Here is a 24736-nt window from a genome sequence, read left to right as displayed (position 1 = left end):
GCACGCAATCACGACTTGCCGGGCAACGGCTCGGCGAGCAGGCGGTTCTTCACGACCCAGCGCATGGCGTGCGCCCAGGTGTCGTCGGTATCGGCCCGGATCGTCACCTGCCCGCCGCGTACCATCTTGCCGGTTTCGGCCTCGGCGATGGTGACGTTCAGGTTGAAGATCTGGCCGGATCCCTTCTCCACATAACCGGTCACGACGAGATCCGCACCCAGGCTCTTGGCGATGTCGGCCGCGCAGCCGTTGCACTTGTAGAGCGGGCCCTCCTTGGCGACCACGTCGGATTTCGGGGCTGTGTCGATGATATCCAGACCGGCCTGGTTGCGAAGGGCGTTGCGCAGCTCGTCCGTGACCAGCGTCAACTTCTTGGTGTCGATGGGCCGGACCCGCGTGCCGTAGGTGGCGCCGGGATCGAACAACTCCACCGGGAACACCGCGGCTTTCTCGGCGGCATGGGCACCGGACGCCCCGGCCAGCAGACACGCGGTCACCGCGCACGATACCAGGTGGCGCATCCTCGGGGCTCCCTCTCGTTGACCGGCGCTGATGCTGCCGGCGGCGTTTTCGCCACTATAGCTCGGGCGAAGGGACAATTTGGCAATGTACATCGGCGCGCCGGTGGCCCACGACACGAACGTGAACGTCCGACCAAGAAGCCGCGGTTGAGCGGCCGGATCCGAAGCTGCTAGAGGCCGCGTCATGCACGATCCTGCACACGCCCCGGCCCGAATTCCCGTCCAGCCTTCGCGTTATCGGACGCAGCGCCCAGTCAGCCTTCGCGTTCTCTTCGCGGGCTGGATGTTGGCGACACCCGTCGCCGCGCAGGCCCAGCAGCCGGCGCCGCAACCGATCGAAACGCCGATCGGCCTGATCTACCGGCCGCAGCCGGCACCGTCCTCGTACGACGCCGAGGCCGCCCCGGAAGACGAGGGGCTGGCCGGCGCCAAGATGGGCATCGCCGACAACAACACCACCGGCCGGTTCACCAAGCAGACCTTCTCGCTCGATGCGGTCGCGCTGAGCGACGACAAGCCCGATGCCGTTGCGGCGGCCAGGGAGCTGGTGGCCAAGGGCGTGCACTACCTGGTCCTGGCGCTGCCGGCGGATGCGGTGCTGGCGGTGGCCGACGCGGTGAAGGACACCGGGGCGGTGGTGCTGAACGCCGGCGCCCCGGACGACCGCCTGCGCGGCGCCGACTGCCGGTCCAACGTATTCCACATCCTGCCGTCCCGGGCGATGCTGACGGACGCCATCGCTCAGTACATGACGGTGATGCGGTGGCGGAAGGTCTTTCTGATCGTCGGGCCGACCGAGGCCGACAAGGCCTATGCCGAGGCCGTACGAAACTCCGCGCGCAAGTTCGGCCTGAAGATCACCGCGGAGAAACCCTGGACCTTCGGGCCGCTGGCCAAGGCGCGGGGCGATACCCCGACCCGGGCCGAGGCGATGGTTTTCACCCGCGGGCTCGACTACGACATGGCGCTCGTGGCCGACGAGGAGGGCGACTGGGGCGACTACGTGTCCTACCGCACCGTCGATCCGCGGCCCGTCGGCGGCACGCAGGCGCTGACCTCGACCACGTGGTCGCCGGTACTGGAGACCTGGGGGGCCGCGCAGGCGCAGAACCGGTTCCGGCGGCTCGCTTCCCGGCTGATGCGCCCGCTGGATTATCAGGCCTGGGCGGCGATCCGGACCGTCGGCGAGGCCGTCACTGCCAAGAAGACCAACGATCCCGCCGTGCTGACCCCGTACCTGGTCGATCCGGCCTTCAACCTGCCGGCCTACAAGGGCGTGTCGCTGAGCTTCCGCCCCTGGGATCACCAGCTGCGCCAGCCGGTCATCGTCGTCCAACCCAAGGCCCTGGTCTCGGTCGCGCCGGAGCAGGGCTTCCTGCACCAGCGCACGCTGCTCGACACGCTGGGCGTCGATCTGCCGGAGACCACCTGCAAGTTCAAATGACGCTCGTCGCCGCCTGCGGCGTTGGTGAGGGGCGTGCGCCCTCGCAACGCGCGGACGATGCTCTACAATCGGACTCCGAGAACGTCCTTCGAGGACGCCGGGACGCCACAAGGGAAGGAAGTCGTATGCGCCGCCGCGTCGAGGCAGGTCTGAGTGTTGTCGCCCTCGGAGCGGGGCTCGCCCTCTGCGGGCCGGCTTTTGCCTACACCGCCTACGTGAGCAACGAGAAGGGCAACTCCGTCAGCGTCATCGATACGACGACGATGACCGTCACCGCCACCTGGAAGGTCGGGCGCCGGCCGCGCGGGATCACCGTGTCGAAGGACGGCAAGGAGGTGTTCGTCTGCGCCAGCGACGACGACCGGATCGACGTGCTCGATGCCAGCTCCGGAAAGGTCGTGCGCTCGCTCCGCTCCGGCCCCGATCCCGAGCAGTTCATCCTCGATGCCTCCGGCAACCCGCTCTACGTCGCCAACGAGGACGACAGCCAGGTCACGATCATCGACATCGAGAAGAACAAGGTCCTGGCCGAGGTGCCGGTCGGGGTCGAGCCGGAGGGGATGGGCCTGTCGCCGGACGGGAAGATCCTGGTCAACACCTCCGAGACCACCAACATGGCGCACTTCATCGACACCAAGACGTTCCAGGTGATCGACAACGTGCTGGTTGACGCCCGGCCGCGCTTTGCCGAGTTCACCGCCGACGGCAAATTCCTGTGGGTCTCCGCGGAGGTCGGCGGCACGGTCAGCGTGATCGACGTGGCGCAGCGCCGGGTGGTGAAGAAGATCACCTTCAAGATCCCCAGCGTGAACGACGAGGCGATCCAGCCGGTCGGCATCCGCATCAACAAGGACGGCACCAAGGCGTTCGTGGCTTTGGGCCCGGCCAACCGGGTCGCGGTGATCGATGCCAAGAGCTACGAGGTCCAGAAGTACCTCCCCGTCGGCCAGCGCGTCTGGCAGCTCGCCTTCACGCCGGACCAGAAGATGCTGTTCACGACGAACGGCACCTCCAACGACGTCTCGGTGATCGATGTGGCCGCCGAGAAGGTGGTCAAGAGCATCCCGGTCGGCCTGCTGCCCTGGGGCGTCGCCATCTCCCCGAACTGATGGGATTTGGGATTTCGCACGGGTGTCTGGCCGGACGCGGCCGGACGCCCATGACGCAGAACACGACCGCCGGACGGGCGGCGCACGGTTTAGGAACGCCATGACGCGGATGCTTCGGATCGCAGCCCTGACCCTGGCCGGCCTGTTCGCCGCCGGGCCGACCACGGCCCTCGACCTGACCAAGAAGCGCGAGAACCTGCCCGACCTCGTCCTGGGCGACGATCAGGGCAACGATTTCGCGGTCGAGAACAAGGACATCACGCTGGAATCCGGCAAGGCCTACCGGCTGCGCATCGTCGCCAAGGGGCGGCAGGAGTACAAGTTCTACGCGCCCGAGTTCTTCCGCTACATCTGGCTCAACCAGATCGTCATCGAGCACAAGGAGATCCACGGCGGCGGCGCGCCCGATCACCTGGAGTTCGACGATCCCGGCGAGATCGCCGTCGAGTTCGTGGCGATCAAGCCCGGTACCTATAAGTGGGAGGCGCGCGGCCTCGAGGCGAAGGGCATGAGCGGCACGTTGACGGTGAAGTGATGGGTGCCGGGTTCAGAATTTGGCGCAAGGCCAAAAACGCATCTCCCTCCCCCCTCTGTGGGGGAGGTTGGGCTGGCCGTCAGGCCGGGTCGGGAGAGGGGAGCCCGGCTTCAGGACAAGGCTGCGTCGGTATGAAGGTCGCTACCTCATCCTTCACCGTCGCTCCCCTCTCCCAACCCCCTTCGGGGGCCACCCTCCCCCGCAGAGGGGGGAGGGGGTTCGCGCTCTTACTCGTCAGCATCTTTTTGACCACCCCCGCCCTGGCGGCCGACGACGCGGCGTCCTGCGCGGAGGGCATCACGATGATCCGCGACGCGTTGGCGGCGAATCCGTCCGAAGCCGCTCTCCCAAAACTCAAGAAAGCCCTCCGGGTAGCCGAGCGCGAGCAGAAGGAGGGCGAGTTCGACGAGTGCCTCGACGCGGTGACGGATGCCCGCAAGGCGCTGGGCCGATGAGCGAGGCGGCGCTGCAGGTCGAGCATGTCGGCCACCGGTTCGGGGCCCGCGCGGCGCTGGACGACGTGTCGATCACGGTGGAGCGCGGGCGCTTCGCGGCGTTGCTGGGGCCGAACGGCGCCGGCAAGACCACGTTGTTCTCGGTGATCACCCGGCTCTACAACAACCAGAGCGGCCGGGTCTCGATCTTCGGCCATGGGCTCGACCGGGAGCCGTCCCGGGCCCTGGCCCGGCTCGGCGTGGTGTTCCAGGCGCGCACGCTGGATACCGACCTCACCGTCGAGCAGAACCTGCTCTACCACGCCAGCCTGCACGGCATCACTCGCACGGTCGGGAAGCTGCGCGTCGGCGCGTTGCTCGATCGGGTCGGCCTGGCGGACCGCCGTCACGACAAGGTCCGCACGCTGTCGGGCGGCCAGTCGCGCCGGATCGAGATCGCCCGCTCGCTGATTCACCGGCCGGACCTGCTCCTGCTCGACGAGCCGACCGTCGGGCTCGATCTCGAATCCCGGGCCGACATCGTGGCCATCGTTCGCGCCCTGGTGCGCGAGGAGGGTCTGTCGGTCCTGTGGGCGACCCACATCTTCGAGGAGATCTCTCTGGAGGACGAGGCCGTGGTCCTGCACCGCGGCCGGATCGTCGCCCGGGGCCGGGCCGGGGATATCGGCGCGCCGGGCGAGAACCTGGCCGACGCGTTCCGGCGCCTCGTCGCGGAGCCGGGAAGGGCGGCGGCGTGATGGCCGACCGGACGATACGCGCGCTCTCCCTCCCCCCTCTGCGGGGGAGGGGGGGCCGGCCGTCAGGCCGGGTCGGGAGAGGGGAGCGCCGTATCCGTAAAGGTCGCGACGCCAACTACATCCTGCACCGTCGCGCTGCCCCTCTCCCGCCCCCCTTCGGGGGCCACCCTCCCCCGCGGAGGGGGGAGGGGGAGGTGCGTGTTTCAGGTCCTCGCTCTCGCTGTGAAATCAAAGGCGTGCCGTTCGACATGGGTCAGTTTACATGACGGCGCCCCTAGCCAACGCCGTCCCCGCGACCCCCTCCCAAAAGACCGCCCGCATGGGCCGGCTGGATGCGGTCGGCTACCTGATCTGCCTCGGCGGCATCGTCCGGCGCGAGTTGCTGCGCTTCTTCAATCAGAAGGAGCGGTTCTTCTCGGCGTTGGTCAGGCCGCTGGTGTGGCTGTTCATCTTCGCCGCGGGGTTCCGCAACACCCTCGGGGTCTCGATCGAGCCGCCCTACCAGACCTACGTGCTCTACGAGGTCTACGTGGTGCCGGGGCTGGCCGTAATGATCCAGCTGTTCAACGGCATGCAATCGTCGCTCTCCATGGTCTACGACCGCGAGGTCGGATCCATGAAGGTGCTGCTGACATCGCCGTATCCGCGCTGGCTGCTGCTGCTCGCCAAGCTGATCGCGGGCGTCTCGGTGTCGATCGTGCAGGCCTACGCGTTCCTGGCGGTGGCGTATTTCTGGGAGACCGACATCCCGCCGCTCGGGTACCTGACGGCGCTCCCGGCTTTCCTGGCCTCGGGACTGATGCTGGGGGCGATTGGCCTGTTCCTGTCGTCGCTCGTCCGCCAGCTCGAGAACTTCGCCAGCGTGATGAACTTCGTGATCTTCCCGATGTTCTTCGCCTCCTCGGCGCTCTACCCCCTGTGGCGGATCCGGGAATCCTCGGAAACGCTCTACTGGATCTGCGAGTTGAACCCGTTCAGCCACGCCGTCCAGCTCGTGCGCTTCGCCCTCTATCTCCAGTTCGAGCCGGTCGCCTGCGCGGTCGTGATCGGCGTGACCCTCGCCTTCTTCGGCATGGCGGTCGTCGCCTACGATCCGGGTCGGGGCATCATGGCCCGGCGCGGCGGCCCGGCCGGCGACGCCACCTAGGGCCGCACGCCGGATCGCGTACCCGGCCTGCGACCCTATCTCCTTATGACCGCACGATGATTTTGGAAGACCGTATTCCACCTTCCGGATCACGCCCCGACGGAACCCGCCCGATGCATAGCCTCGCCCGCCTCCTCGCCCCGGCCCTCGGCCTCGCCCTCATGACGGGCCCCGCGCTCGCGCAGCCGAGGCAGGACCCGGATTGGCCCTGCGTGCAGCGCAAGGTCGCGACCCTCAGCCCGGGCCAGTTCTGGACCGGGCCGGACATCGCCGCGGCCGGGGATTGGGGCAGCGACAACGACGCGGCAGTGCTCGCGCAGAAGATCGCGTCCCGGCGCACCGAGCTGTCCGAGGTCGGTCCGCTCCTCGACGGGTTCGTGGGCAAGCTCGGCGCCGACAAGGACGCCAGGGCCAAGTCCCTGACCCACGTCTACGCGGGGGTGTTCGAGGTCATCAACGGCGAGCGGGACAAGATCATGGGCGGCATCGCGCGCTACGCGCAGGGGCAGCGGCGCATGGCCGAGCGGATCCGCGACGAGGCCGACAAGATCAGCCAGACCAAGGACGCGCCCAGCGCCACGGACGCCACCGAGTTGCCGAAGGACCAGTCCGAGATCGAGACCAAGTTCGCCTGGGACCGCCGCATCTTCCAGGAGCGCAGCCAATCGCTCACCTACGTCTGCGAGGTTCCGCAGCTCCTGGAACAGCGCCTCGGCGAGGTCGCCCGCCTGATTCAGGCCCGGCTCTGAGGGGCGGTCGCGGACGGGATGCGGGCATTGCCTAAAGATCCCGTTCGGGTTGCCGGATGATCCCTAAGTCGCTGAAATCGTTATCGAAACTGTTGCTGTCAAACCACGTGTGCCGACGTTCGAGTTCGGTATTTCCAAAAGGTTGCTGAAACACGGCACGCGTGGTCTTCAATCAATTGTGTCCTTTTCCTTCACCCGCCAAGAGTGACGCCAAGCTCGGCTGAAACGAGCGTGGGTTCACGGCAAGGGGTTTGGGATGTCATTGAGGGGGCTTCGGAGCAGCCTGATCGCGTCGGCGTCGGTCCTGGGTGGCGCGATGCTGCCCTCGGCCGCGCAGGCGCAGAACGCCGTGACGCTGGGCGAGATCAGCGTCGTCTCGACCTCGCCGGTGGGTTCGGGCGGCGGCAATTCGAGCCGCGTGCAGAACCTCAACGGTCCCGGTGGGCTCGAGCCGGCCGGCTCGGCGCCGCCGCCGATCGGCCCGGTCCGCCTCCGGGGCAGCGAGCAGCCGCTCTACAAGATCCCCAGCACGGTCGAGACCGTGACGGCCAGCGACATCACGGTCGACCGGGGCACCGACAACGTCGTGGCGACGCTCGCCCGCCGCACGCCCGGCCTCAACCTGTCCGATTCGCAGGGCAATTCGAACCGCCCCGACGTGACCTATCGCGGCTTCACCGTCTCGCCGGTCCAGGGCGTGCCGCAGGGCCTCGCCGTGTACCAGAACGGCGTGCGCATCAACGAAGCCTTCGGCGACACGGTCAACTTCGACCTGATCCCCCCGCAGGCGATCCAGCGCATCGACGTCGTCACCGGCAACCCGGTCTTCGGCCTCAACGCGCTGGGTGGCGCGGTCAACATCCAGATGAAGAACGGCTTCACCTGGCAGGGTACCGAGATCACCGCGTTCGGCGGCTCGGACGCCCGCACCGCCGGCTACGTCGAGTACGGCAAGGTCTCGGGCCCGTGGAGCGTCTACTTCACCGGCGACGGCCTGAACGACCGCGGCTGGCGCTACGAGAGCCCCAGCACGATCGGCCGGCTCTACGGCGATATCGGCTACCGCTCGCAGGATTCCGAGTTCCACCTGATCGGGCTCGCCGCCCGCAGCTTCTTCGGCGCCGCCGCCGCCACGCCGGTGGATTTCAGCCACCGCGACCCGCGGTCGATCTTCACCTACCCGCAGACCACCACCACCGAGGTCGGCACGATCCAGCTCACCGGCCGGGTCGACGTGTCGCCGACCTGGGACCTGGCCGGCAACGCCTACTTCCGCCGCTTCAGCCAGACCTACGTCGACGGCAACGACGGCAACTTCGAGAACTGCAGCACCCGCTCCAGCTTCCGCGGCAACCTCTGCTTCGAGGATGACGGCTTCAGCCAGGGCGCCGGCCAGTCGCAGCTCGCCTTCCGCAACCAGTTCCTGATCCTCGGCCAGCAGAACCAGCGCGTTCCGTTCCGGTCCGGCATCCCGTACGGCACCCTCGACGTGACCAAGACGGAGGCCACGGGCTTCGGCGGCTCGCTCCAGGCGGCCAACCGCGACCGGGTGTTCGGCCTGCCCAACACCTTCCTGGTCGGCGGCAGCATCGATGCGGCCAACTACTCGTTCAAGTCGTCCAGCACCCTCGGCGTGATCAACCCGAACCTGTCGATCACCACGGATCCGAACAACCCCTACTACGGCAACATCCCGGGCCTCGGCACGCCGCAGCTCCGCACCGCGGGCGCCCTCGGCATCGCGCCGAGCTCGGTCAACGGCTCGAACCTCTACATGGGCCTCTACACCCTCGACACCCTGGACGTGACCGACCGGCTGTCGCTCACGGCGGGCGCGCGGCTCAACTTCGCCCGCATCCAGAGCGAGGATCTCACGGGCTTCTCGCCGGACGTGACCGGCACCCATTACTACAACAAGATCAACCCGGTCGCCGGCCTGACCTACCGCTTCACCGACGCGCTGAACCTCTACGGCAGCTACTCGGAGTCGAACCGCGCGCCGACGCCGCTGGAGCTGGCCTGCTCCAACCCGGATCGGCCGTGCCTGCTGCCGAACTCGCTGGTGGCCGATCCGCCGCTCAAGCAGGTCACCGGGCGGACCTACGAGGTCGGCTTCCGCGGTGCGCTGCCGAACACCTATGACGGCGGCATCATCAGCTACAAGATCGGCGCCTTCCGCACCGACCTGTCGAACGACATCCTGTCGCTCGCCACCCCCGGCAACACCGCCCGCGCCTACTTCGTGAACGTGCCCTCGACCCAGCGTCAGGGCATCGAGGTCGGCAGCGAGTACACGGCCGACTACCTGCGGGTCTACGCCAACTACGCCCTGATCGACGCCACCTTCCAGTTCAACGGCACCCTGTCCTCGCCCAACAATCCGCTCGCGGATGACGGCGCGATCAACGTCCGCAAGGGCAACGTCGTGCCGCTGGTGCCGACCCACCAGTTCAAGGCCGGCTTCGACTACTTCGTCACCCCGAACTGGCAGTTCGGCGTCTACCTCCAGGCCTTCTCGGCGTCCTACTTCCGCGGCGACGAGTCGAACCTGAACCGCAAGCTGCCGCCCTACTACGTCCTGAACTTCCAGACGAAGTACCAGGTCACCAAGAACCTCGAGCTGTTCGGCCTGGTCACCAACCTGACCAACAACCGCTACGCGACGTTCGGCACCTTCGCCGAGCCGGGCGCGGTGGCCGGCAACCTGCGGATCAGCGACCCGCGGACCACGACCCTGTCGCAGCCGCTCTCGATCTACGGCGGCATCCGCTACGCCTTCGGCGCCGACCCGGTGCCGATGTCGGCCGAGCCGATCATTCGGAAGTACTGAAGCGGGCAAGTCCCGAAACCATGAAGTCCTGACACCAGGAAGTCCCGACGCCCAGAAGGCGTCGGGCCAGGGCGCTCCGCGCGGTCTCCGGACCGGGCGGGGCGCCCTTCGCGTTTTCAGGCCTCGCCGCCGGTGCCTGCCGTGCGGCCTCACGTCTCAGGAACGGGCCCCGGCGCCCCGCGTCTCATTCGGGAGCGCCAGACGCGGCGGCCGGCCCTCGATCCGGCTGGCCGCATCAGAGCCGGCGCACGATTTGGAGAAACGCCTCGATGATGATGAGATTCGCCTTCGCAGCCCTGGCCCTTGCGGCCGCCACGCCGGCCTGGGCGACCCCGTGCGCCGACGAGGTCTCCACGCTGCAGAAGCGCCTCGACAGCGCGGGCGCCGCCGCTGTGACCGGCACGACCCCGCCCGGCGGCACGACCTCGTCGCATTCCGATAAGGCGCTCGCGACCCCGCCGGCTCTCACCAAGGGCGACGCCGCCGTTAAGCCGACCGCCGCCGGGGTCGAGGAGGCGAAGAAGCTCGTCGCCAAGGCCGCCGCCGAGGACAAGGCCGGCAACGCCGAGGCCTGCCGCAACACGATCATGCAGGCCAAGGAAAAGGCCGGCGCCCTCCCGTAGGGTTTTTGGGACGCATGACGGCTGGTCGGGTCATCTCACCCCGACCGACTCCTCGGATGCCTTCATGTTGCCGAGGCTTTGACCGTCCAGTCCTGGCGGCTTGCCGCTGTCGGACGGGCACCTTCAAGGAGGGGCGATATCCGTTCGGACCCATCGTCTGAGGCGCGATCCCCCGTACCGATAACCTGCGGCGTCATTACGGGGCGCCGTAGGCGAGCCCGGAACCCAGAACCGCTGTCGGTGCAAAAACTTGACGCAGCGATGGCTCTGGATCCCGGGCTCCGCTGCGCGGCTCCGGGATGTGGGCGTACGGCTCGATCGATCAGCTCCTATCGAAAGGAAGACCGAACTGTCAGCTCTGAGCAGAGATCGTCATTCAAACCGGGAACTCAGAGCCCGCTCGGCCGAGGGGGCATACGCTGCATCCCTGCACGGAGCCTCTCACGACGCCGCTCGGGCGCTGGGGTCCGTCGCGCGCTGATCAAATCCTCGGTCGCGGAAAAATTTAGATCGCACACGGCGTTCGGTATGGCGCGGCGTTCCGGTTTCTTTACCGCGTCGCGCGATGGCTGGTCGGCCCGGGCTCGGTAGCCCGAGAGGGGCCACGTCATGATCTCGTCGCGTGCCAAGCATCGGGTGTTCGCGTCCGGCTTCCGCGCGATCCAGGCGTTCGGCGCCGATCGCTGGCTGGCTCCGGCCGCCCGCGGCCTCGGGGTGATCCTGACCTTCCACCACGTCAGCCCGGATCCGGTGCCGGCCTTCGCGCCGAACCGGCTGCTCAGCATCACGCCGGATTTCCTGGATCTCACCTTGCGCGAACTCGACGCGCGCGGCTTCGACATCATCGGGCTCGATGCGGTCCCGGACCGGCTAGCCGCCCGGGATTACGGCCCGCCCTTCGCGGTCCTGACCTTCGACGACGGTTACCGCGACAACGTCGAGCACGCCCGCCCGGTGCTGGAACGGCACGGCGCCCCCTGGACCCTGTTCGTGGCGAGCGGCTTCGCCGACCAGCGCGGGCGCCTGTGGTGGATCGAGCTGGAGCGGGCGATCGCGCGGCTCGACCGGGTGCGGATCGACATCCATGGGCGCAGCCTCGATCTGCCGGCCCGCAGCCCGCAAGAGAAGGCGCTGGCCTTCGAGGCGCTCTACCGCGACCTGCGCCGCGGCAGCGAGACCGCGCTCCTCGACCGGATCGCCGACCTTTGCCGGCAGGCCGACCTCGCGCCGGGGGGGATCGCACCCGAGCTGTGTCTGTCCTGGGATGAATTGCGAGCGCTGGGCCGCGACCCGGCGGTGACGTTCGGGGCGCACACGGTCAGCCACCCGATGCTCGCCAAGCACGATACGGCGACCGTCGCCCGGGAGATCGCCGAGAGCCGCGCCCGGATCGAGGCCGAGCTCGGCCGCGCGATCCGGCATCTGTCCTACCCGGTCGGCGACCCGACCTCGGCCGGCCCGAGGGAATTCGCCCTCGCCGCGGATCAGGGTTTCGCCACCGCGGTGACGACGAGACCCGGCCACCTGTTCGCCGACCATGCCGGGCATCTGCGCGCCCTGCCGCGGGTCTCGATCAACGGCTGCCACCAGTCGCGGGCGGCGCTGGCGGGATTGCTGTCCGGCGTCCCGTTCCTGGCCTGGAACCGCGGGCGGCGCCTCAACGTCGCCTGACCGGATCGCTCACGCGATATCGGCCGGTAACGTGTCGTGCGGATCGTGCGCCGCCAAGCCAAGCGGCCGGAAGTGACGGACGTTACGGGTCAGTATCGTCCAGCCGCGACACAGCGCCGTCGCGCCGATGGCGAGGTCCGCCAGGCCGGGGCATGGCCCTCTCGCCTGGCCGCGTCGGACAGGCGGCCGATACACCGGGCGATCTCGAGATCGATCGGCAGAATCTGAGCGCTGTAGAGGTGCAGCAGCGTCTCCAGCCAATCCGACAGACGCGCCGCCTTGCGAGACGCGCCATCCCGGCGGCATTTGGCGATACCGTCCCCGATCTCGGCGATGGTGATCACCGTACGATGCGGGCCGGCGCGGTTTCGGTGCATTCAGGCGATCAGGTCGTCGGCCGGGATCGCCCTGGTCGGTGCGGCCGCCGAAAGGACATTGGTATCGACGAGGGACGCAGGCGTCAGAGATCGATGCGTCTCAGCGCACCGGATCGCGGCGGAAGATCCTCCGTTTCGAGAGGCGCGGCCATCAGGAGCCGGCCGAAGGATGGGACCTGCAGCCGTTGCCACTCTTCGAAGCTGAGCAGCACGGCCTCGGGCCGGCCATGGCGTGTGATGACGGAGGGTTGGCCCTGCCGGGCCTTGTCGATGACGGCCGAGAGCGTCGCCTTGGCGTCCCGCAACTGGATTTCCCGCCATCCGACCCTCCACGACGACATCGGCATCGTAGGGGTGGGGATCGGCGCCGGCATCGCTGCTTGAAAGTCCTCAGCGCCGGCGGCGATGCCGGTAGCCGGTCGAGAACGAGGCGTATTGCCGGCCGCCCCGCCGCGAGCGGTACCGGCCGCGGCGGCCGGCCGCCGCCTCGACGGCCTCGTCCGCCTGGGGCAGCGCCTCGGCCAGGGCCGGGGCGGCGGCCGCGTCGGCCGAGGCGTAGCCGCCCGCCACGTTCTTGGCGGCCGGGCCGAACATCGCCAGGCACTGGTTGTAGGCCAGATCGTTCTTCAGCCGCTCGCACTCCCCGATCGAACGCGGCGTGCCCTGCGCCAGGGCGGAGCACGGCGCGAGCAGCACGGCGAGTGCGGCCAGATGCTTGAGGCGCATGGGCAAGCGATACACGGACGGGTCTCGGTTTCGGATCCGAGGCTTCTGCCGGCCGAGTGCGGCGAAATCAGGGGGTCCGGTTAACGGTCCGGTCGCTCCATCCAGCGGATCAGCGGCATCAGCGGGAAGATCCACGCGATTCCGAGGATCGAGTAGAGCACGGCCTGGATCGCCGCCGGGGTCTCGGCGATGCGGCTGTCGGCCAAAGCCATCGCCAGCGGCCCGTACAGGCAGACGAAGGCCAGCATCGCGACCGTGCCGATCAACGTGCGGGTGCGGCGGCGCATCATGGTTATCCGAAGCCCTGTCTCTCCCTGTGAAGACGGCTATCGCCCGTCGGCCCGGTTGGCAACGCGCGCAGCGCCGCGGGCTGCGGCGCCGCCGACGTTGCCCGCATCCCGCGCTTCCCCTAACGCGTCGCGAGGGCCGGGACATCCGGGCCGACCGCGGAAGGGATACGCGTGGTGATGAGAGTCTCGGGCGACCAGCGATCGGGAGCCGTGCGGACCTGGCTCTACCTGATGGCGGCCCTCGTGGTCGCCATGGTGGCGGTCGGCGGCGCGACCCGCCTGACCGGATCCGGCCTGTCGATCACCGAGTGGCGCCCCGTGACCGGGATCGTGCCGCCCCTGTCGGAGGCGGACTGGTCCGCCGAGTTCGCCAAGTACAAGGACACGCCGCAATACAACATCCTCAACCAGGGGATGGGCCTGGCGTCGTTCAAGGTGCTGTACGGCTGGGAATGGGGCCATCGCGTGCTCGGGCGGCTGATCGGCCTCGTGTTCTTCCTGCCGCTGGTCGTGTTCTGGTGGCGCGGCATGATCGGCCGCCGCCTCGGACTCGGGCTGCTCGGCCTCGGGATCCTCGGCGGCCTCCAGGGCGCGATCGGCTGGATCATGGTCGCGTCGGGCCTTCAGCCCGGCATGACCGCGGTGGCGCCGCTGAAGCTTGCCCTGCACCTGACGACCGCCAGCCTGATCCTGGCCGGTCTGGTCTGGCTGGCCGCCGGCCAGCGCAGCGACGCGGCCGATCCCGCCCCCGGCCGCATCCGCCGGGTCGCCGCGCTGCTGCCGGCCCTGGTCCTGGCGCAGATCTTCCTCGGCGGACTGGTCGCCGGGTCGCATGCCGGCCTCGTCTACAACACCTGGCCGGACATGGACGGCGCCCTCGTCCCGCCGGTGGACAGCCTATTCGCGATCCGGCCCTGGATCGAGAACTTCGTCGACAACCACGCCCTGGTCCAGTTCGACCACCGGGTCAGCGCCTACCTGCTCGTCGTGGTCGCGCTCCTGCACGCGATCGACGCGCGGATGACCGGTCCGGCCGGCGCGGCCGGGCGTGCCGGGGGCGTCGCCGCCCTGGCCCTGGCCCAGGCCGGGCTCGGCATCGCCACCCTGTTGCTGGCGGTGCCGCTCTGGGCCGCGCTGGCCCATCAGGTCCTGGCGATGGCCGTGCTGACCATGGCGGTGGTCCACGCCCGGCTGAGCCGCGGCACCGGCCTCGTCCGCCGCCCGGCCCGGGAACCGGTGCTCGGCTTCGAGGGCTTGGTGGGTCGCGGCGCCTGATCAGGGCTGCGGCGCCACCGCCACGCACAACAAGTCTTTCACCACGCGGCAATAGAACCTTGGGATAAACGCCCCGTCAGCACTTTGCATAGGGAACGGTTGAGCCATCTTAAGCTTTAGGCTGCAGGCGTAGCAGGAGGCTTCATGATGTCTCTCGCAGAGGATGGTCGCCCGCTGACCCTGACGTGGCACTACACGCCGCGCGAGATCGTGGCGGACGGGGTGATCCACGGCCTCGGGGTGGTCTTCGGCCTCGCCGGCGCGGCGGCGCTGGTGGCCACGGCGCTCACGGCGCATCTCGGCTTCGGCGAGCGGGCCGCGGTGGTGCTGTACGCCACCGCCCTGGTGCTGATGCTGGGCGTCTCCGCGGTCTACAACCTCTACCCGGTCAGCCCGCGGAAATGGCTCCTGCGCCGAGCCGACCACGCGCTGATCTACCTGATGATCGCCGGGACCTACACGCCCCTGGTCGCGCTGGTCGGCTCGGGCATCCGCGCCTACCTGCTGCTGGCGGTGATCTGGCTGGTCGCCCTGGTCGGGATCGCGGTGAAGCTGTTCCTGCCCGGCCGGTTCGACCGGCTCTCCATCGCCCTCTACCTGCTGCTCGGCTGGAGCGGCCTGCTCGCCTACGAGTCGGTGATCGCCGCCCTCCAGCCCACCGCCCTGTGGCTGCTGGCGATCGGCGGGCTGCTCTACTCGGTCGGCGTGCTGTTCCACGTCTGGCGGACCCTGCCATTCCAGAACGCGATCTGGCACGGCTTCGTGCTCGCGGCCACGGCCTGCCATTACGGCACGATCTGGGCCAGCCTCAACGGCCTGCCGCTGACGTGAATTGATCCACAGCAGTAAAACTCCGCTTACCTTTCCGTCGAAAAGGCCCATCGGGACGGAGACCGTTTAAGTTTACTGCGACGGTCGCCGCACCACACTCTCGGGACTGTTATTCCCGGGAGCGATACCGTGGCTGTGAAGCCGAACGACACCCGAATCCCCCAACGCCACCGCGTCCTGCACGTATTCCGCGCGCCGGTCGGGGGCCTGTTCCGGCACGTGATGGACCTCGCCCGCCTCCAGGCCGCGTCGGGCCATGCGGTCGGGATCGTCTGCGACACGTCCACCGGCGGCGAGCGCGCCGCCCGGGCGCTCGCGGACCTGGCCCCGTGCCTCGAACTCGGCCTCGTGCGGATCCCGATGCGCCGCAACCCGCACCTGTCGGACTGGACCTGCCTGCGGGCGGTCACGCGCCGGGCTGCGGAGGTCGGCGCCACCGTGCTGCACGGCCACGGCGCCAAGGGCGGCGCGTACGCCCGCCTCTCCTCGGCGACCGCGATCCGGGCCTACACGCCGCACGGCGGCAGCTACAATTACCGGCCCGGGAGCGCGCTCCACCGGACCTACATGGCCGCCGAGGCGGTGCTCGCCCGCCGGACCGACGCGTTCCTGTTCGAGAGCGAGTACGTCGCCGGCCGGCACCGGACCTTCGTGGGCGGACCGGAGCAGGTGACCCGGATCGTGCACAACGGCATCGCCGACGCCGAGTTCGCCCCCGTCCCCCTGGCTGAGAACGCCGCCGACCTGCTCTATGTCGGCGAATTGCGCGAGGCGAAGGGCCTGCCCTACCTGCTCGAAGCCTTGGTCCGGCTGCGCGCCGAGGGCCGGGCGCTGCGTCTGCTGATGGTCGGGTCGGGCCCGGATGCCGAGAGCCTGCGCACCATGGTCGAGCGGCTCGGCCTCTCGGATGCGGCCGCGTTCGAGCCGCCGCAGGCGATCCGGTCGGTGCTGGCCCGGGGCCGGATCCTGGTCGTGCCGTCGCTCGCGGAATCGCTGCCCTACGTCGTGCTCGAGGCCGCGGCCGCCTCGCAGCCCCTGGTCGCCACCCGGGTCGGCGGCATCCCGGAGATCTTCGGGCCGATGGCGGGCGATCTCGTCCCGTCCCGCGACGCCGGGGCGCTCGCCGGCGCGATCCGTCAGGTGCTCGACGAATCCCCGGACGTGCTGACGGCGCGGGTCCGGGCGCTCAGCGAATCGATCCACCAGCGCTTCTCGCTGGAGCGGATGGGGGCCGATGTGGTGTCGGGCTACGCCGCGGCGTTCCAGGCCCGCGCGGACCGCCTCGGCGTCGAAGGCGCGAAGGTCGCGCAGGCCCGCACGGCGTAGGGTCCCTCGCGGACGGCCCCGCGTTTAGGGTTTGCTATCAGGCTCGGATGCAAGAGTTTCCGTCTAAAGCCTGATCTGTTTCCAAAGTCCCGAAACAGATCAGGCGCCTATAGGCCGGGGGACATCGCCCCGGAGGAGCCGTTCGATGAGCGCGTTCGACATCCGCGATCTCCTTGAGGCCACCGCACCGCGCGACGGCCGGGCCGTCCGCGCGCCCGGCGACGACGCGCCGTCGCCGGCCCTGGGCCCGGCCGCGATCTCGCCGGTCGTCGTGGCCGGCCTGGTGCGGGCCCTGGAATTCGGCCTGATCTTCAGCCTCGGCGCGCTCCTTCACCTGCTGATGCTGCGCGGCCGGGTGCCGTTCGGGCTAAGCTATGCCGGCGCGATCGCGCTGGTGGCCGGCCTCATGATGGCGCTGACCCAGGCCTCCGGCGGCTACCGGATCGCCGCGTTCCGGACCTTCGCCAAGGCCGCGATCCGGTTGATCGCGGCGTGGTCGATGACGTTCCTGATCGTCGCGGCCATCCTGGTCCTGGCCAAGGTCGCCGACCAATACTCGCGCCTGTGGCTCGCCACCTTCTACGGCACCGGCCTCGCGGCGTTGCTGGCCGGACGCTTCACCCTGTCCCGGGTGATCGACAGGCAGACCCGCGCCGGCCGCTTCGACCGCCGCACCGCCATCGTGGGCGGCGGCAAGCCCGCCGAGGACCTGATCGCCGCGCTGGAGGCCCAGAGCGAGAGCGGCATCCGCATCGTCGGCGTGTTCGACGACCGCAATGCCGACCGGTCCGCCGACAGTGTGGCCGGATACCCCAAGCTCGGCAACGTCGACGACTTGGTCGCCTATGCCCGGCAAGCCCGGCTCGACCTGATCGTGTTCACGATCCCGATCACCGCCGAGGCGCGGATCCTCCAGATGCTGGCGAAGCTCTGGGTGCTGCCAATCGACATCCGCCTCTCGGCCCACGCCGCCAAGCTCCGGCTGCGGCCCCGCAGCTACTCGTATCTCGGCTCGGTGCCGGTCCTCGACGTGTTCGACCGGCCGATCGCCGACTGGGACGTGGTGGTGAAGGCGCTGTTCGACCGCTGCGTCGGCCTGGTCATGCTGCTCGCGCTGTCGCCGATCATGATCGCGGTGGCGCTCGCCGTCCGGCTGACATCCCGCGGGCCGGTGCTGTTCCGCCAGAAGCGCCACGGCTTCAACAACGAGCTGATCGAGGTGTTCAAGTTCCGCTCGATGTATGTCGATCAGTGCGATGCCGGCGCCGCCAGGATGGTCACGCGCGGGGATGCGCGGGTGACGCCGGTCGGGCGGTTCATCCGCAAGACCTCGCTCGACGAGCTGCCGCAGCTGTTCAACGTGCTGAAGGGCGACCTGTCTCTGGTCGGTCCCCGCCCGCACGCGCTCCAGGCCAAGGCCGCCAACACCCTGTACGACCAGGTGGTCGACGGCTACTTCGCTCGCCACAAGGTCAAGCCCGGCATCACCGGCTGGGCCCAGGTCAACGGCTGGCGCGGCGAGACCGATACCTCCGAGAAGCTGCAGCGGCGCGTCGAGCACGATCTGTTCTACATCGAGAACTGGTCGGTCCTGCTCGACCTGCAAATCCTGATCACGACGCCGTTCGCGCTGTTCAAGACGGAGAATGCGTATTGAGCTCGGGGTTCGTGAGGCCGATCCCCGGCGGCCGCTCAGCCTGAGGTGTCAGCGCGGCTACGGCGGCGCTGCCCGACCGGGGATCCCGTCATCCCGGGGCCGCGCAGCGGAGCCCGGGATCCAGAGGGGCCGACGTCTCAAACGCTCGCACGGGCCGTGTTTCCGGGTTCCGGGCTCGCCTGCGGCGCCCCGGAATGACGCCGCGGGCTATTGGATCTAACGAGGTCTCTGCACGCGAAGGCGGCGTTCGATAGGATCGCATGCTCGAACCGGCCGGTGGAGCCCCGCGGAAAGATTGTATTAGCCAAGGCCGCGATTTGCCGTCGTGTCCAGGTCTTCTCAACCCCCAAGGTCACCGGGCATTCAGCGCGTGCCGCACAAGGTCGGCGCACAGGTTCGGGCCATGCCCGAGCGGGTGGGAGAATCAGATATGGCGACCGGCGTCCAGGTGGCGGGAACGGACATGATCGGTGCGCGTGCGTCCGGAACGCTGACGGCGGAAATCTTCACCGACCTGGCCGCGGCCGAAGCCCTCTGGCGGCGGCTCGAGGCCGATCCGGCCAGCCTGCAGACGCCCTATCAGCGGTATGACTGGGTCTGCGCCTACCTGCGCGCGACCGGTACGGAGGCCGAAGCCCGCATTGTCGTCCTGCGGGATGCCGAGGGCCGGGCCCGCATCCTGCTGCCCCTCGTGCTCGGCCGCAAAGCCGGATTGGTGGTGGCCCGGATCGTCGGCGACACGCACGCCAACTACCACATGCCGCTGTTCGCCACCCGGGACGCCGCCGCAATCTCCGCCGGGGAGGTCACCGCGGCCCTGATCCGCGTGGGGCGGTCGGCCGGCATCGACGCCTACGCCCTGCAGCATCAGCCCCTGATGTGGGAGGGCGCGGCCAACCCGTTCGCGCAGGCCGGCGAACCGGAAGCCAGCGACGCCTACGGGCTGATGCTGGGACCCGACCCCGAGGCCACGGTGCGCCGCGTGTTCAGCGCCGACGCCCGCAAGAAGCTGCGCTCGAAGGAGAAGCGGCTGATCGAGGCCAAGGGCGCCCTGGCCTATCGCCGGGCCGAGACCGCCGAGGACGCGGCCCGTTATCTGACCGCGTTCTACGCCCACAAGGCGGTGCGGTTCGCCGGGATGGGCGTCGCAGACCCCTACGCCGACGATGCGGTTCGCCGGTTCCTGTCGGCGGCCACGTCCGGCGCCGAACCGGCGGTCGAGATCCACGTCCTGTGCCTTGCCGAGAGCGGCCGCGTGCTCGCGACCTTCGGGGGGGCCGTCAGCGATCACCGCTTCAGCGGCATGATGACGGCGTTCGATCCCGACCCGGAGATCGCCCGGTTCAGCCCGGGGGACCTGCTGCTGCAGCACCTCGTCGGCGAGCAGACCGCCCGGGGCCGCCAGGGCTTCGATCTCGGCGTCGGCGAGGCGCGCTACAAGGCGAGCATCTGCGACGAGACCATCGGGCTGGTCGAGACCATCGTGCCGGTGAGCCTGCGCGGCCGGGCCTACGGGCTGATGCGGCTGGGCCTGACCCGGACGAAGCGCCGGATCAAGCGCGATCCCCGTCTCTACGCCGTCGCCGCGAAGCTGCGGACCTTGCTGCGGCGATAAAAACGGCCCGAACGGCTTTCATCGCCGTTCGGGTGATCCGGCAGCGATGACGGACGCATCGTGGCGTGCGCTCACGCGGCGCGGAGGCGGAGCTCGGGATCCGTCGAGCCTGACTGCGCGAAGTGCTCGGCCGCGCGGTCCTGCGCCACCAGGATCTGGCCGGCGCCCGCATCCTCCGCGATGGCGTAGAGGTCGGCGAGCGCCGGATCCTCGGCGGCGGCATTCGACGCGATGATGACACTGTCCATGTAGCCGGCCGTCAGCTCGAGCAGGTCGACGGCGCCCGGCGCCGCCCGAAGGCGGCAGACGACCCATCCGTAGGCCTCCGCCATGGCCTCGAAGGTCAGGCTGAGGGTGTCCGGCTCGTCGAACAGCACGTCGGCTTCGGTGCGCCCGGCGGCGATCCGGTGCAGGCCGCTCTCGCCCGCGGACTGGATCACGTCGAGGAAGGCCGCGTTGCCCGCGATGAGATCGCTGAACCCGCGCTCGGCCGTGCCGGCATGCGGATTGTTCAGGTCGATGGTGACGAGGCTGGCCTTGCGGCCCAGCGCCCGCACCAGGGCGTCGTGCAGCGCGTTCTCGCCCTGGGACGCTTCCGTCTCCATAACGAGGATCCGGTACCCGGACCGGTCGCCGGGCAGGCGGCCCGCGCCCCCGATCCGGGCGATGAGGGGGGCGAGGTCGTAAGCCTCGGCCTGCATCCGGGCGACGGGTGCCGGGGCGGCCGTTGCAAGGGCGGCCTCGTCCTCAGACCAGTGGGCCGGGGGCCTCGCCTCGGGGAACGCGAAGGTCGGGCGCTCAAGCTCGGGCTCGCGGCGGGGGCGCCGGTCCGAGGTGTCGAACGCCGTGTCCGATTCCTTGGCGTTCCGGCCTCCCTCGGCCAGGAGCGCGCTCGCGAGCACGCCGCCCACCGCCAGCATCAGCGTCACCAGCGTCGCGAAGCTGACGATCGGCAGCTTCTTGGGGAACGAGGGGACTTCCGGGGTCACGGCGCGCGAGACGATGCGGGCATCCGCGGGGGTGGCGCTCTCGCCGTCGCGGGCGGCGGCCTCGCGGTAGCGGGACAGGTATGATTCGAGCTGCTCGCGCTGCGCCTTGGCCTCGCGCTCCAGTGCGCGGAGCTGGATCTCGCTGGTGTTGCCCTTCACGACCACGTCCTGCTGGCCGTCCACCGCGGCCTGCAGGCTCTCAACCCGGGAGCCCGCGATCTTCGCGTCGTTCTCCAGCGTGCGCGCGATGCGCTCGGCCGACGTCTTGATCTGGGCGTCGAGATCCTCGAGCTGGGCGTGCAGCTCCTTGATCCGCGGATGGGCCGGCAGCAGCGTGCGGGACTCCAGCGCCAGCTGCGCCCGGACGGCGATCCGGTTGTCGACGATGCGCCGGACCACCTCGTTGTTGGCGACCTCGGTGATCTCGAAGGCGCGGCCGTCCTTGATCAGGTCCTTGATCGCCTTCACCCGCCCGGCGAGGTCCGCCTTCAGGATCCGGGCCTGGGACAGCTGGCTCGACAGCTCGCCGAGCTGCTGGGTGGTCAGCGGCTGGCCGGTCGCGCCGCCGCTGCCGACCAGGCCGTTCTTGGCGCGGAACGCCTCGACCTTCGCCTCGGCCTCCGCGACGCGCTTGCGCAGGCCGTCGATGTTGCCGCCGAGCCAGGTCGATGCGTAGCGCGCGGTGTCGACCTTGTCGGCCTCGAGCGAGGAAATGTAGAGCTGCGCGATGGTGTTGGCGCCCTCGGCCGCAAGCTTGGCGTCCTTGGCGCGGAACTCGATCGTCAGGATGCGGGACTTGCCCGCCGGAAAGACCAGCAGGTGCTCGAAATAGGCATCGAGCACGCGGTCCTCGGCCGGGCGGTCGAGGGGGTTGGCGCCGATGCCCAGCATCATCAGCACGCGCTGGACGGGGCCGATGCTGCTCGAGCCCGGATCGAATTCGGGGTTGCCCACCAGCTTCAGCCGGCGGATCGCCTCCCGGGCGAGGTCGCGGGACATGACGACCTGAACCTGGCTGGCCACCGCCTGCTCGTCGATCGGCGCCAGCTGGTCGGCACGCTCCTGGGCGGTGCGGGCGAAGGCCGGATCGCGGCTCTCCAGGATCAGCTTCGCTTCGCCGGTGTAGCGCGGGCTCACGACGTTGACGAAGATGCTGGCGCCCAGCGCGACCACCAGGGTCGGCCCGACGATCCAGCCGATCGAGCGGCGAAGGATCTGTGGCACCTGCGCGAGGCCGACGCCGTCCCGCGGAGAGGTCCGCTGCACGGGCGCGGCGATGGGCGAGCGCAGGCTGATACGAGACATGAATACGCTCTGAGCACGACGGCCGACGGGGCGGCGATCAGTGCCACCCGGGCGCCATTAGAGGATGTTAAGGTTGCTCGAGAGTTAAGGCCCGCCGCGCGCCGCTCTGTTCGGAACAGGCCATCGCGATGATCAAGGTTCATTAACCTTAACAGCCTAGACCGAGGCGAATTGGCACCCATGACGGCGATGGTGATGAACCGGCGCGCTCTTTTCCTCGCACTTGGCTCGACGTTGGCGCTCGGCGGCTGCCTGCGTCCGACCTTCCGGACCGACCAGCTCGATGCCACCGGCACCGGCTCGATCGGCGCGCGCTACCCGCTCTCGGCGGGCGACAAATTGCGGGTGATCGTGTTCGGACAGGACAACCTGTCGAACATCTACGCCGTCGACGGGGCGGGCAAGATCGCCATGCCGCTGATCGGCACCGTGCAGGTCGGCGGCCAGACCACCGGCCAGGCGGCGAAGGCGATCGAGGCCAAGCTGTCCTCCGGCTTCGTGCGCGAGCCGCACGTGACCGTGGAGGTGGACACCTACCGCCCGTTCTACATCCTGGGCGAGGTCACGACCTCCGGCCAATACCCGTTCGTCAACGGCATGACCGTCGAGACGGCGGTGGCAATCGCCGCAGGCTTCGGCCCGCGGGCGGCACGCGACTACGCGGTGCTGACGCGCGATACCGGCGGCGGGCTGGTGTCGGGCATCGTGCCGATGACCTACTCGGTCCGGCCGGGCGACACGATCGTGGTCAAGGAGCGCTTTTTCTGACGCCCTGTCCGGCGCGACGAGCGCGGCGGCCTGCTATCGCTGATCGCCATCCAAAACTCTCACCTGTTGTGCGGTGCTGCCGAGCAGCGCTCACATCGCAGGTTGAGATCGCGGGTGGGACCTCCGTCTAGACGGGATCCCCGCGGGCATCGGTGGTCGCGGGTTACTGCGCTGGCTGCCACACGTTGATGATCCGCATCGCGGTCTGCTGCGGCGGGATCGGTGTCGCCACCGGGGACGCCGGAACCTGGGTGCTGCGCGCGACGACGCGGCGCGCCTCGCTGGCAGGCGACGCGCCCACCGGCGTGAACAATCCGGCGAGTTGCTTGCGCGTCCCCTTGCTGACGAAGCGCGAGGTGTGGACGGGCTCGAAATCGCGCATTGCGTGGCGCTTGTCGGGACTGCCGGTGAACACCTTGGCGCCGGTGTTGAGGACGACGATGTCGCCCGGCATCAGGGTCTCGTCCTTCATCAGCGCGGCGGCCGCACCGGCCTTCATATCGATGGGGGTCTGGCGTTCGCTCAGCTCGCTCTCCTTGGCGCGGATCCGCACCGGGAGCGCGGCGTACCGGGTCTGGAGACGGTGCCGCGCATGGCCGAGCCGCGGGGTCGAACGCCGGTAGACGGCGCGATCCTCGAGGGGCGCGGGGGCCTGCTGGACCGCCTGGGGCGCCGGCCGCGCACCGAACAGCATCTCGAGGAAGCCGATTTCAGCCGCCTGCGCCTGGACGTTCGTTCCCACAAGGAGCCCGGCGGCGGTGATGACGGCCAACGTGCTGCCCGTACGAAACCTCATAACGTCCTCCGGAACTGGCGTCGGTATCGAGCGCCGGACGTTCAACCGCAAGCTGCGCGGGAGGGTTCCGGAATATTAGAGGTCTTGTGGCGAAGTTCGACGAACGTTGCAGCTGCTGCGGTATTCTACCGAATCGGAGCACGATCTATTGTGCTAGATCGGCTCGCATGGCGGGCCGACGCGGCTCAGGCCGGGGCGACCTGTTCGCCCTCGCCGATGCAATCGAGGGCTCGCTCCACGGCGCTGACCGCGTCGAGGAGGTTCTGAACCGTACGCTCGACCTCGAGCGTCGGACGGCCCATCGCGGCGGCGCGGGCACTCACATCCTCGAGCTGCTCGAGCAGGGCGAGGAGATCGCCGGCCACGGTCACGACCTCGCAGCGGGCGAGGCGGGTGACGGTCGGGCGCGGCCGGAAGGGCAGGACATTGCTCATCGCCGACGGTTCTGGCCCGAAAGGACCCGGATTCGCCAGGGGTAAGGACCGGACTTCCGGCAATTGCCGGCCTCTATCCGCCGCTAACGGCTGGAAAGGTAGATTTTCCGTGGCCGCCGCGCATCGGAGGCGGCAGAATCGGTTTACGCCTCTCCGCCGGTCTTGACGGACTTGCCGGCGCGCTGACCATGCCGGCACCGACTTTTCACACTGAGATTCGGCGGCGGATAGTGATCCCTCGCGCGGGTCGGCACCGCTCAGGACCAATCATGCGCTTTACCCTTCTTGCCGTCGCGTTCCTGGCGGTCGGCGGCCTGTGCGCCTGCAACACCGACAGCCCGGACGGGCGCAGCGGCCTCGCCGACAGCTTCCGGCTCGACAATTACCGCGCCTCGAACGACACCAACGGCACCCAGACCCGGCGCGACGTGAACCGCGCCTACACGCAGCCGACCCTGCCTTCGATCGGCAACCGCGGGTTCTGAGCCCCCGGGCGCCCCGTCCCGGAACGCCGATCCGGGATCGA

At 69.3% G+C, this 24736-nt stretch carries 25 protein-coding genes; 17 read left to right on the top strand and 8 right to left on the bottom strand.

Annotated features, from left to right (window positions below):
- Positions 1-8: 8 nt before the first annotated feature.
- The gene (locus ACYQPG_RS24630; protein WP_419830469.1) at positions 9-521 is read right to left on the bottom strand and encodes a DUF3280 domain-containing protein; all 513 of its coding nucleotides are present in this window, start codon (positions 519-521) and stop codon (positions 9-11) included.
- A 283-nt stretch (positions 522-804) separates the two neighbouring features.
- On the opposite strand from ACYQPG_RS24630, the gene ACYQPG_RS24625 reads away from it, so the two are divergent.
- The 10 genes from ACYQPG_RS24625 (at position 805) to ACYQPG_RS24580 (ending at position 11821) form a co-directional block, all read left to right on the top strand.
- Positions 805-1965, top strand: coding sequence for an ABC transporter substrate-binding protein (locus ACYQPG_RS24625; protein ID WP_461231932.1), 1161 nt, complete (start codon positions 805-807; stop codon positions 1963-1965).
- Positions 1966-2090: 125 nt separating this feature from the next.
- Positions 2091-3074, top strand: a complete 984-nt coding sequence (locus ACYQPG_RS24620; RefSeq protein ID WP_147906762.1) for a YVTN family beta-propeller repeat protein — start codon at positions 2091-2093, stop codon at positions 3072-3074.
- Positions 3075-3174: 100 nt separating this feature from the next.
- Positions 3175-3609, top strand: coding sequence for a cupredoxin domain-containing protein (locus ACYQPG_RS24615; RefSeq protein ID WP_461231931.1), 435 nt, complete (start codon positions 3175-3177; stop codon positions 3607-3609).
- Between the two features lie 239 nt (positions 3610-3848).
- Positions 3849-4064 (top strand): hypothetical protein, encoded by a 216-nt coding sequence (locus ACYQPG_RS24610; protein WP_147906772.1) that lies wholly within the window; start codon positions 3849-3851, stop codon positions 4062-4064.
- Positions 4061-4801 carry an ABC transporter ATP-binding protein gene (locus ACYQPG_RS24605; RefSeq protein WP_461231930.1) on the top strand — a complete coding sequence of 247 codons (741 nt, stop codon included), beginning with the start codon at positions 4061-4063 and terminating at the stop codon, positions 4799-4801. Before ACYQPG_RS24610 ends, ACYQPG_RS24605 begins: the two co-directional genes overlap by 4 nt.
- 262 nt (positions 4802-5063) lie before the next feature.
- A complete protein-coding gene (locus tag ACYQPG_RS24600; RefSeq protein WP_147910668.1) occupies positions 5064-5948 on the top strand; it encodes an ABC transporter permease in 885 nt (294 codons plus the stop codon).
- 113 nt (positions 5949-6061) lie between these two features.
- A complete protein-coding gene (locus ACYQPG_RS24595; protein WP_147939330.1) occupies positions 6062-6697 on the top strand; it encodes a hypothetical protein in 636 nt (211 codons plus the stop codon).
- Positions 6698-6953: 256 nt separating this feature from the next.
- Positions 6954-9527: a TonB-dependent receptor gene (locus tag ACYQPG_RS24590; protein WP_147910670.1), complete on the top strand. Its 2574-nt coding sequence runs from the start codon at positions 6954-6956 to the stop codon at positions 9525-9527.
- Positions 9528-9796: 269 nt separating this feature from the next.
- Positions 9797-10150, top strand: a complete 354-nt coding sequence (locus ACYQPG_RS24585) for a hypothetical protein (RefSeq protein WP_147910671.1) — start codon at positions 9797-9799, stop codon at positions 10148-10150.
- Between the two features lie 609 nt (positions 10151-10759).
- Positions 10760-11821: a polysaccharide deacetylase family protein gene (locus tag ACYQPG_RS24580; RefSeq protein WP_147910672.1), complete on the top strand. Its 1062-nt coding sequence runs from the start codon at positions 10760-10762 to the stop codon at positions 11819-11821.
- An 89-nt stretch (positions 11822-11910) separates the two neighbouring features.
- On the opposite strand, the gene ACYQPG_RS24575 is transcribed toward ACYQPG_RS24580, so the two are convergent.
- From ACYQPG_RS24575 to ACYQPG_RS24560, 4 genes are all read right to left on the bottom strand, one after another.
- On the bottom strand, positions 11911-12198 hold the full coding sequence (locus ACYQPG_RS24575) for a PIN domain-containing protein (RefSeq protein WP_348644646.1): 288 nt from the start codon (positions 12196-12198) through the stop codon (positions 11911-11913).
- Positions 12199-12281: 83 nt separating this feature from the next.
- Positions 12282-12572 (bottom strand): type II toxin-antitoxin system Phd/YefM family antitoxin, encoded by a 291-nt coding sequence (locus ACYQPG_RS24570; protein ID WP_419830465.1) that lies wholly within the window; start codon positions 12570-12572, stop codon positions 12282-12284.
- A 16-nt stretch (positions 12573-12588) separates the two neighbouring features.
- Positions 12589-12924 (bottom strand): hypothetical protein, encoded by a 336-nt coding sequence (locus ACYQPG_RS24565; protein WP_187193724.1) that lies wholly within the window; start codon positions 12922-12924, stop codon positions 12589-12591.
- A gap of 80 nt (positions 12925-13004) precedes the next feature.
- Entirely contained in the window at positions 13005-13211 is a 207-nt protein-coding gene (locus tag ACYQPG_RS24560; protein ID WP_147857771.1) for a DUF2842 domain-containing protein, read from the bottom strand.
- A 180-nt stretch (positions 13212-13391) separates the two neighbouring features.
- On the opposite strand from ACYQPG_RS24560, the gene ACYQPG_RS24555 reads away from it, so the two are divergent.
- The 5 genes from ACYQPG_RS24555 to ACYQPG_RS24535 all read left to right on the top strand — a co-directional run bounded on the left by ACYQPG_RS24555 (position 13392) and on the right by ACYQPG_RS24535 (position 19918).
- Complete coding sequence (locus ACYQPG_RS24555; protein WP_419830464.1) at positions 13392-14489, top strand: COX15/CtaA family protein; 1098 nt, start codon at positions 13392-13394, stop codon at positions 14487-14489.
- 147 nt (positions 14490-14636) lie between these two features.
- Complete coding sequence (gene trhA, locus ACYQPG_RS24550; RefSeq protein WP_147857090.1) at positions 14637-15320, top strand: PAQR family membrane homeostasis protein TrhA; 684 nt, start codon at positions 14637-14639, stop codon at positions 15318-15320.
- Between the two features lie 129 nt (positions 15321-15449).
- Complete coding sequence (locus tag ACYQPG_RS24545; RefSeq protein ID WP_461231929.1) at positions 15450-16646, top strand: glycosyltransferase family 4 protein; 1197 nt, start codon at positions 15450-15452, stop codon at positions 16644-16646.
- A 145-nt stretch (positions 16647-16791) separates the two neighbouring features.
- Complete coding sequence (locus ACYQPG_RS24540; protein WP_461231928.1) at positions 16792-18303, top strand: undecaprenyl-phosphate glucose phosphotransferase; 1512 nt, start codon at positions 16792-16794, stop codon at positions 18301-18303.
- 430 nt (positions 18304-18733) lie between these two features.
- Positions 18734-19918 (top strand): GNAT family N-acetyltransferase, encoded by a 1185-nt coding sequence (locus tag ACYQPG_RS24535; protein WP_419830462.1) that lies wholly within the window; start codon positions 18734-18736, stop codon positions 19916-19918.
- 71 nt (positions 19919-19989) lie between these two features.
- Here the strand turns inward: ACYQPG_RS24535 and ACYQPG_RS24530 are convergent, their stop codons facing one another.
- Positions 19990-22212: a GumC family protein gene (locus tag ACYQPG_RS24530; protein WP_461231927.1), complete on the bottom strand. Its 2223-nt coding sequence runs from the start codon at positions 22210-22212 to the stop codon at positions 19990-19992.
- Between the two features lie 189 nt (positions 22213-22401).
- Between ACYQPG_RS24530 and ACYQPG_RS24525 the strand changes: the two genes are divergently transcribed.
- Positions 22402-22980 (top strand): polysaccharide biosynthesis/export family protein, encoded by a 579-nt coding sequence (locus ACYQPG_RS24525; RefSeq protein WP_187193723.1) that lies wholly within the window; start codon positions 22402-22404, stop codon positions 22978-22980.
- A 163-nt stretch (positions 22981-23143) separates the two neighbouring features.
- Here ACYQPG_RS24525 and ACYQPG_RS24520 read toward each other — a convergent pair whose 3' ends face one another.
- Entirely contained in the window at positions 23144-23776 is a 633-nt protein-coding gene (locus ACYQPG_RS24520; RefSeq protein ID WP_419830460.1) for a hypothetical protein, read from the bottom strand.
- 185 nt (positions 23777-23961) lie between these two features.
- Positions 23962-24210, bottom strand: coding sequence for a hypothetical protein (locus ACYQPG_RS24515; protein WP_058194484.1), 249 nt, complete (start codon positions 24208-24210; stop codon positions 23962-23964).
- Between the two features lie 269 nt (positions 24211-24479).
- Here ACYQPG_RS24515 and ACYQPG_RS24510 point away from each other — a divergent pair, with 269 nt between their 5' ends.
- Positions 24480-24695 (top strand): hypothetical protein, encoded by a 216-nt coding sequence (locus tag ACYQPG_RS24510; RefSeq protein WP_147908294.1) that lies wholly within the window; start codon positions 24480-24482, stop codon positions 24693-24695.
- Positions 24696-24736: the final 41 nt, after the last annotated feature.

The sequence above is a fragment of the Methylobacterium sp. CM6246 genome (genome assembly GCF_054818005.1).
This window is presented reverse-complemented; position numbering and strand designations above follow the sequence as displayed.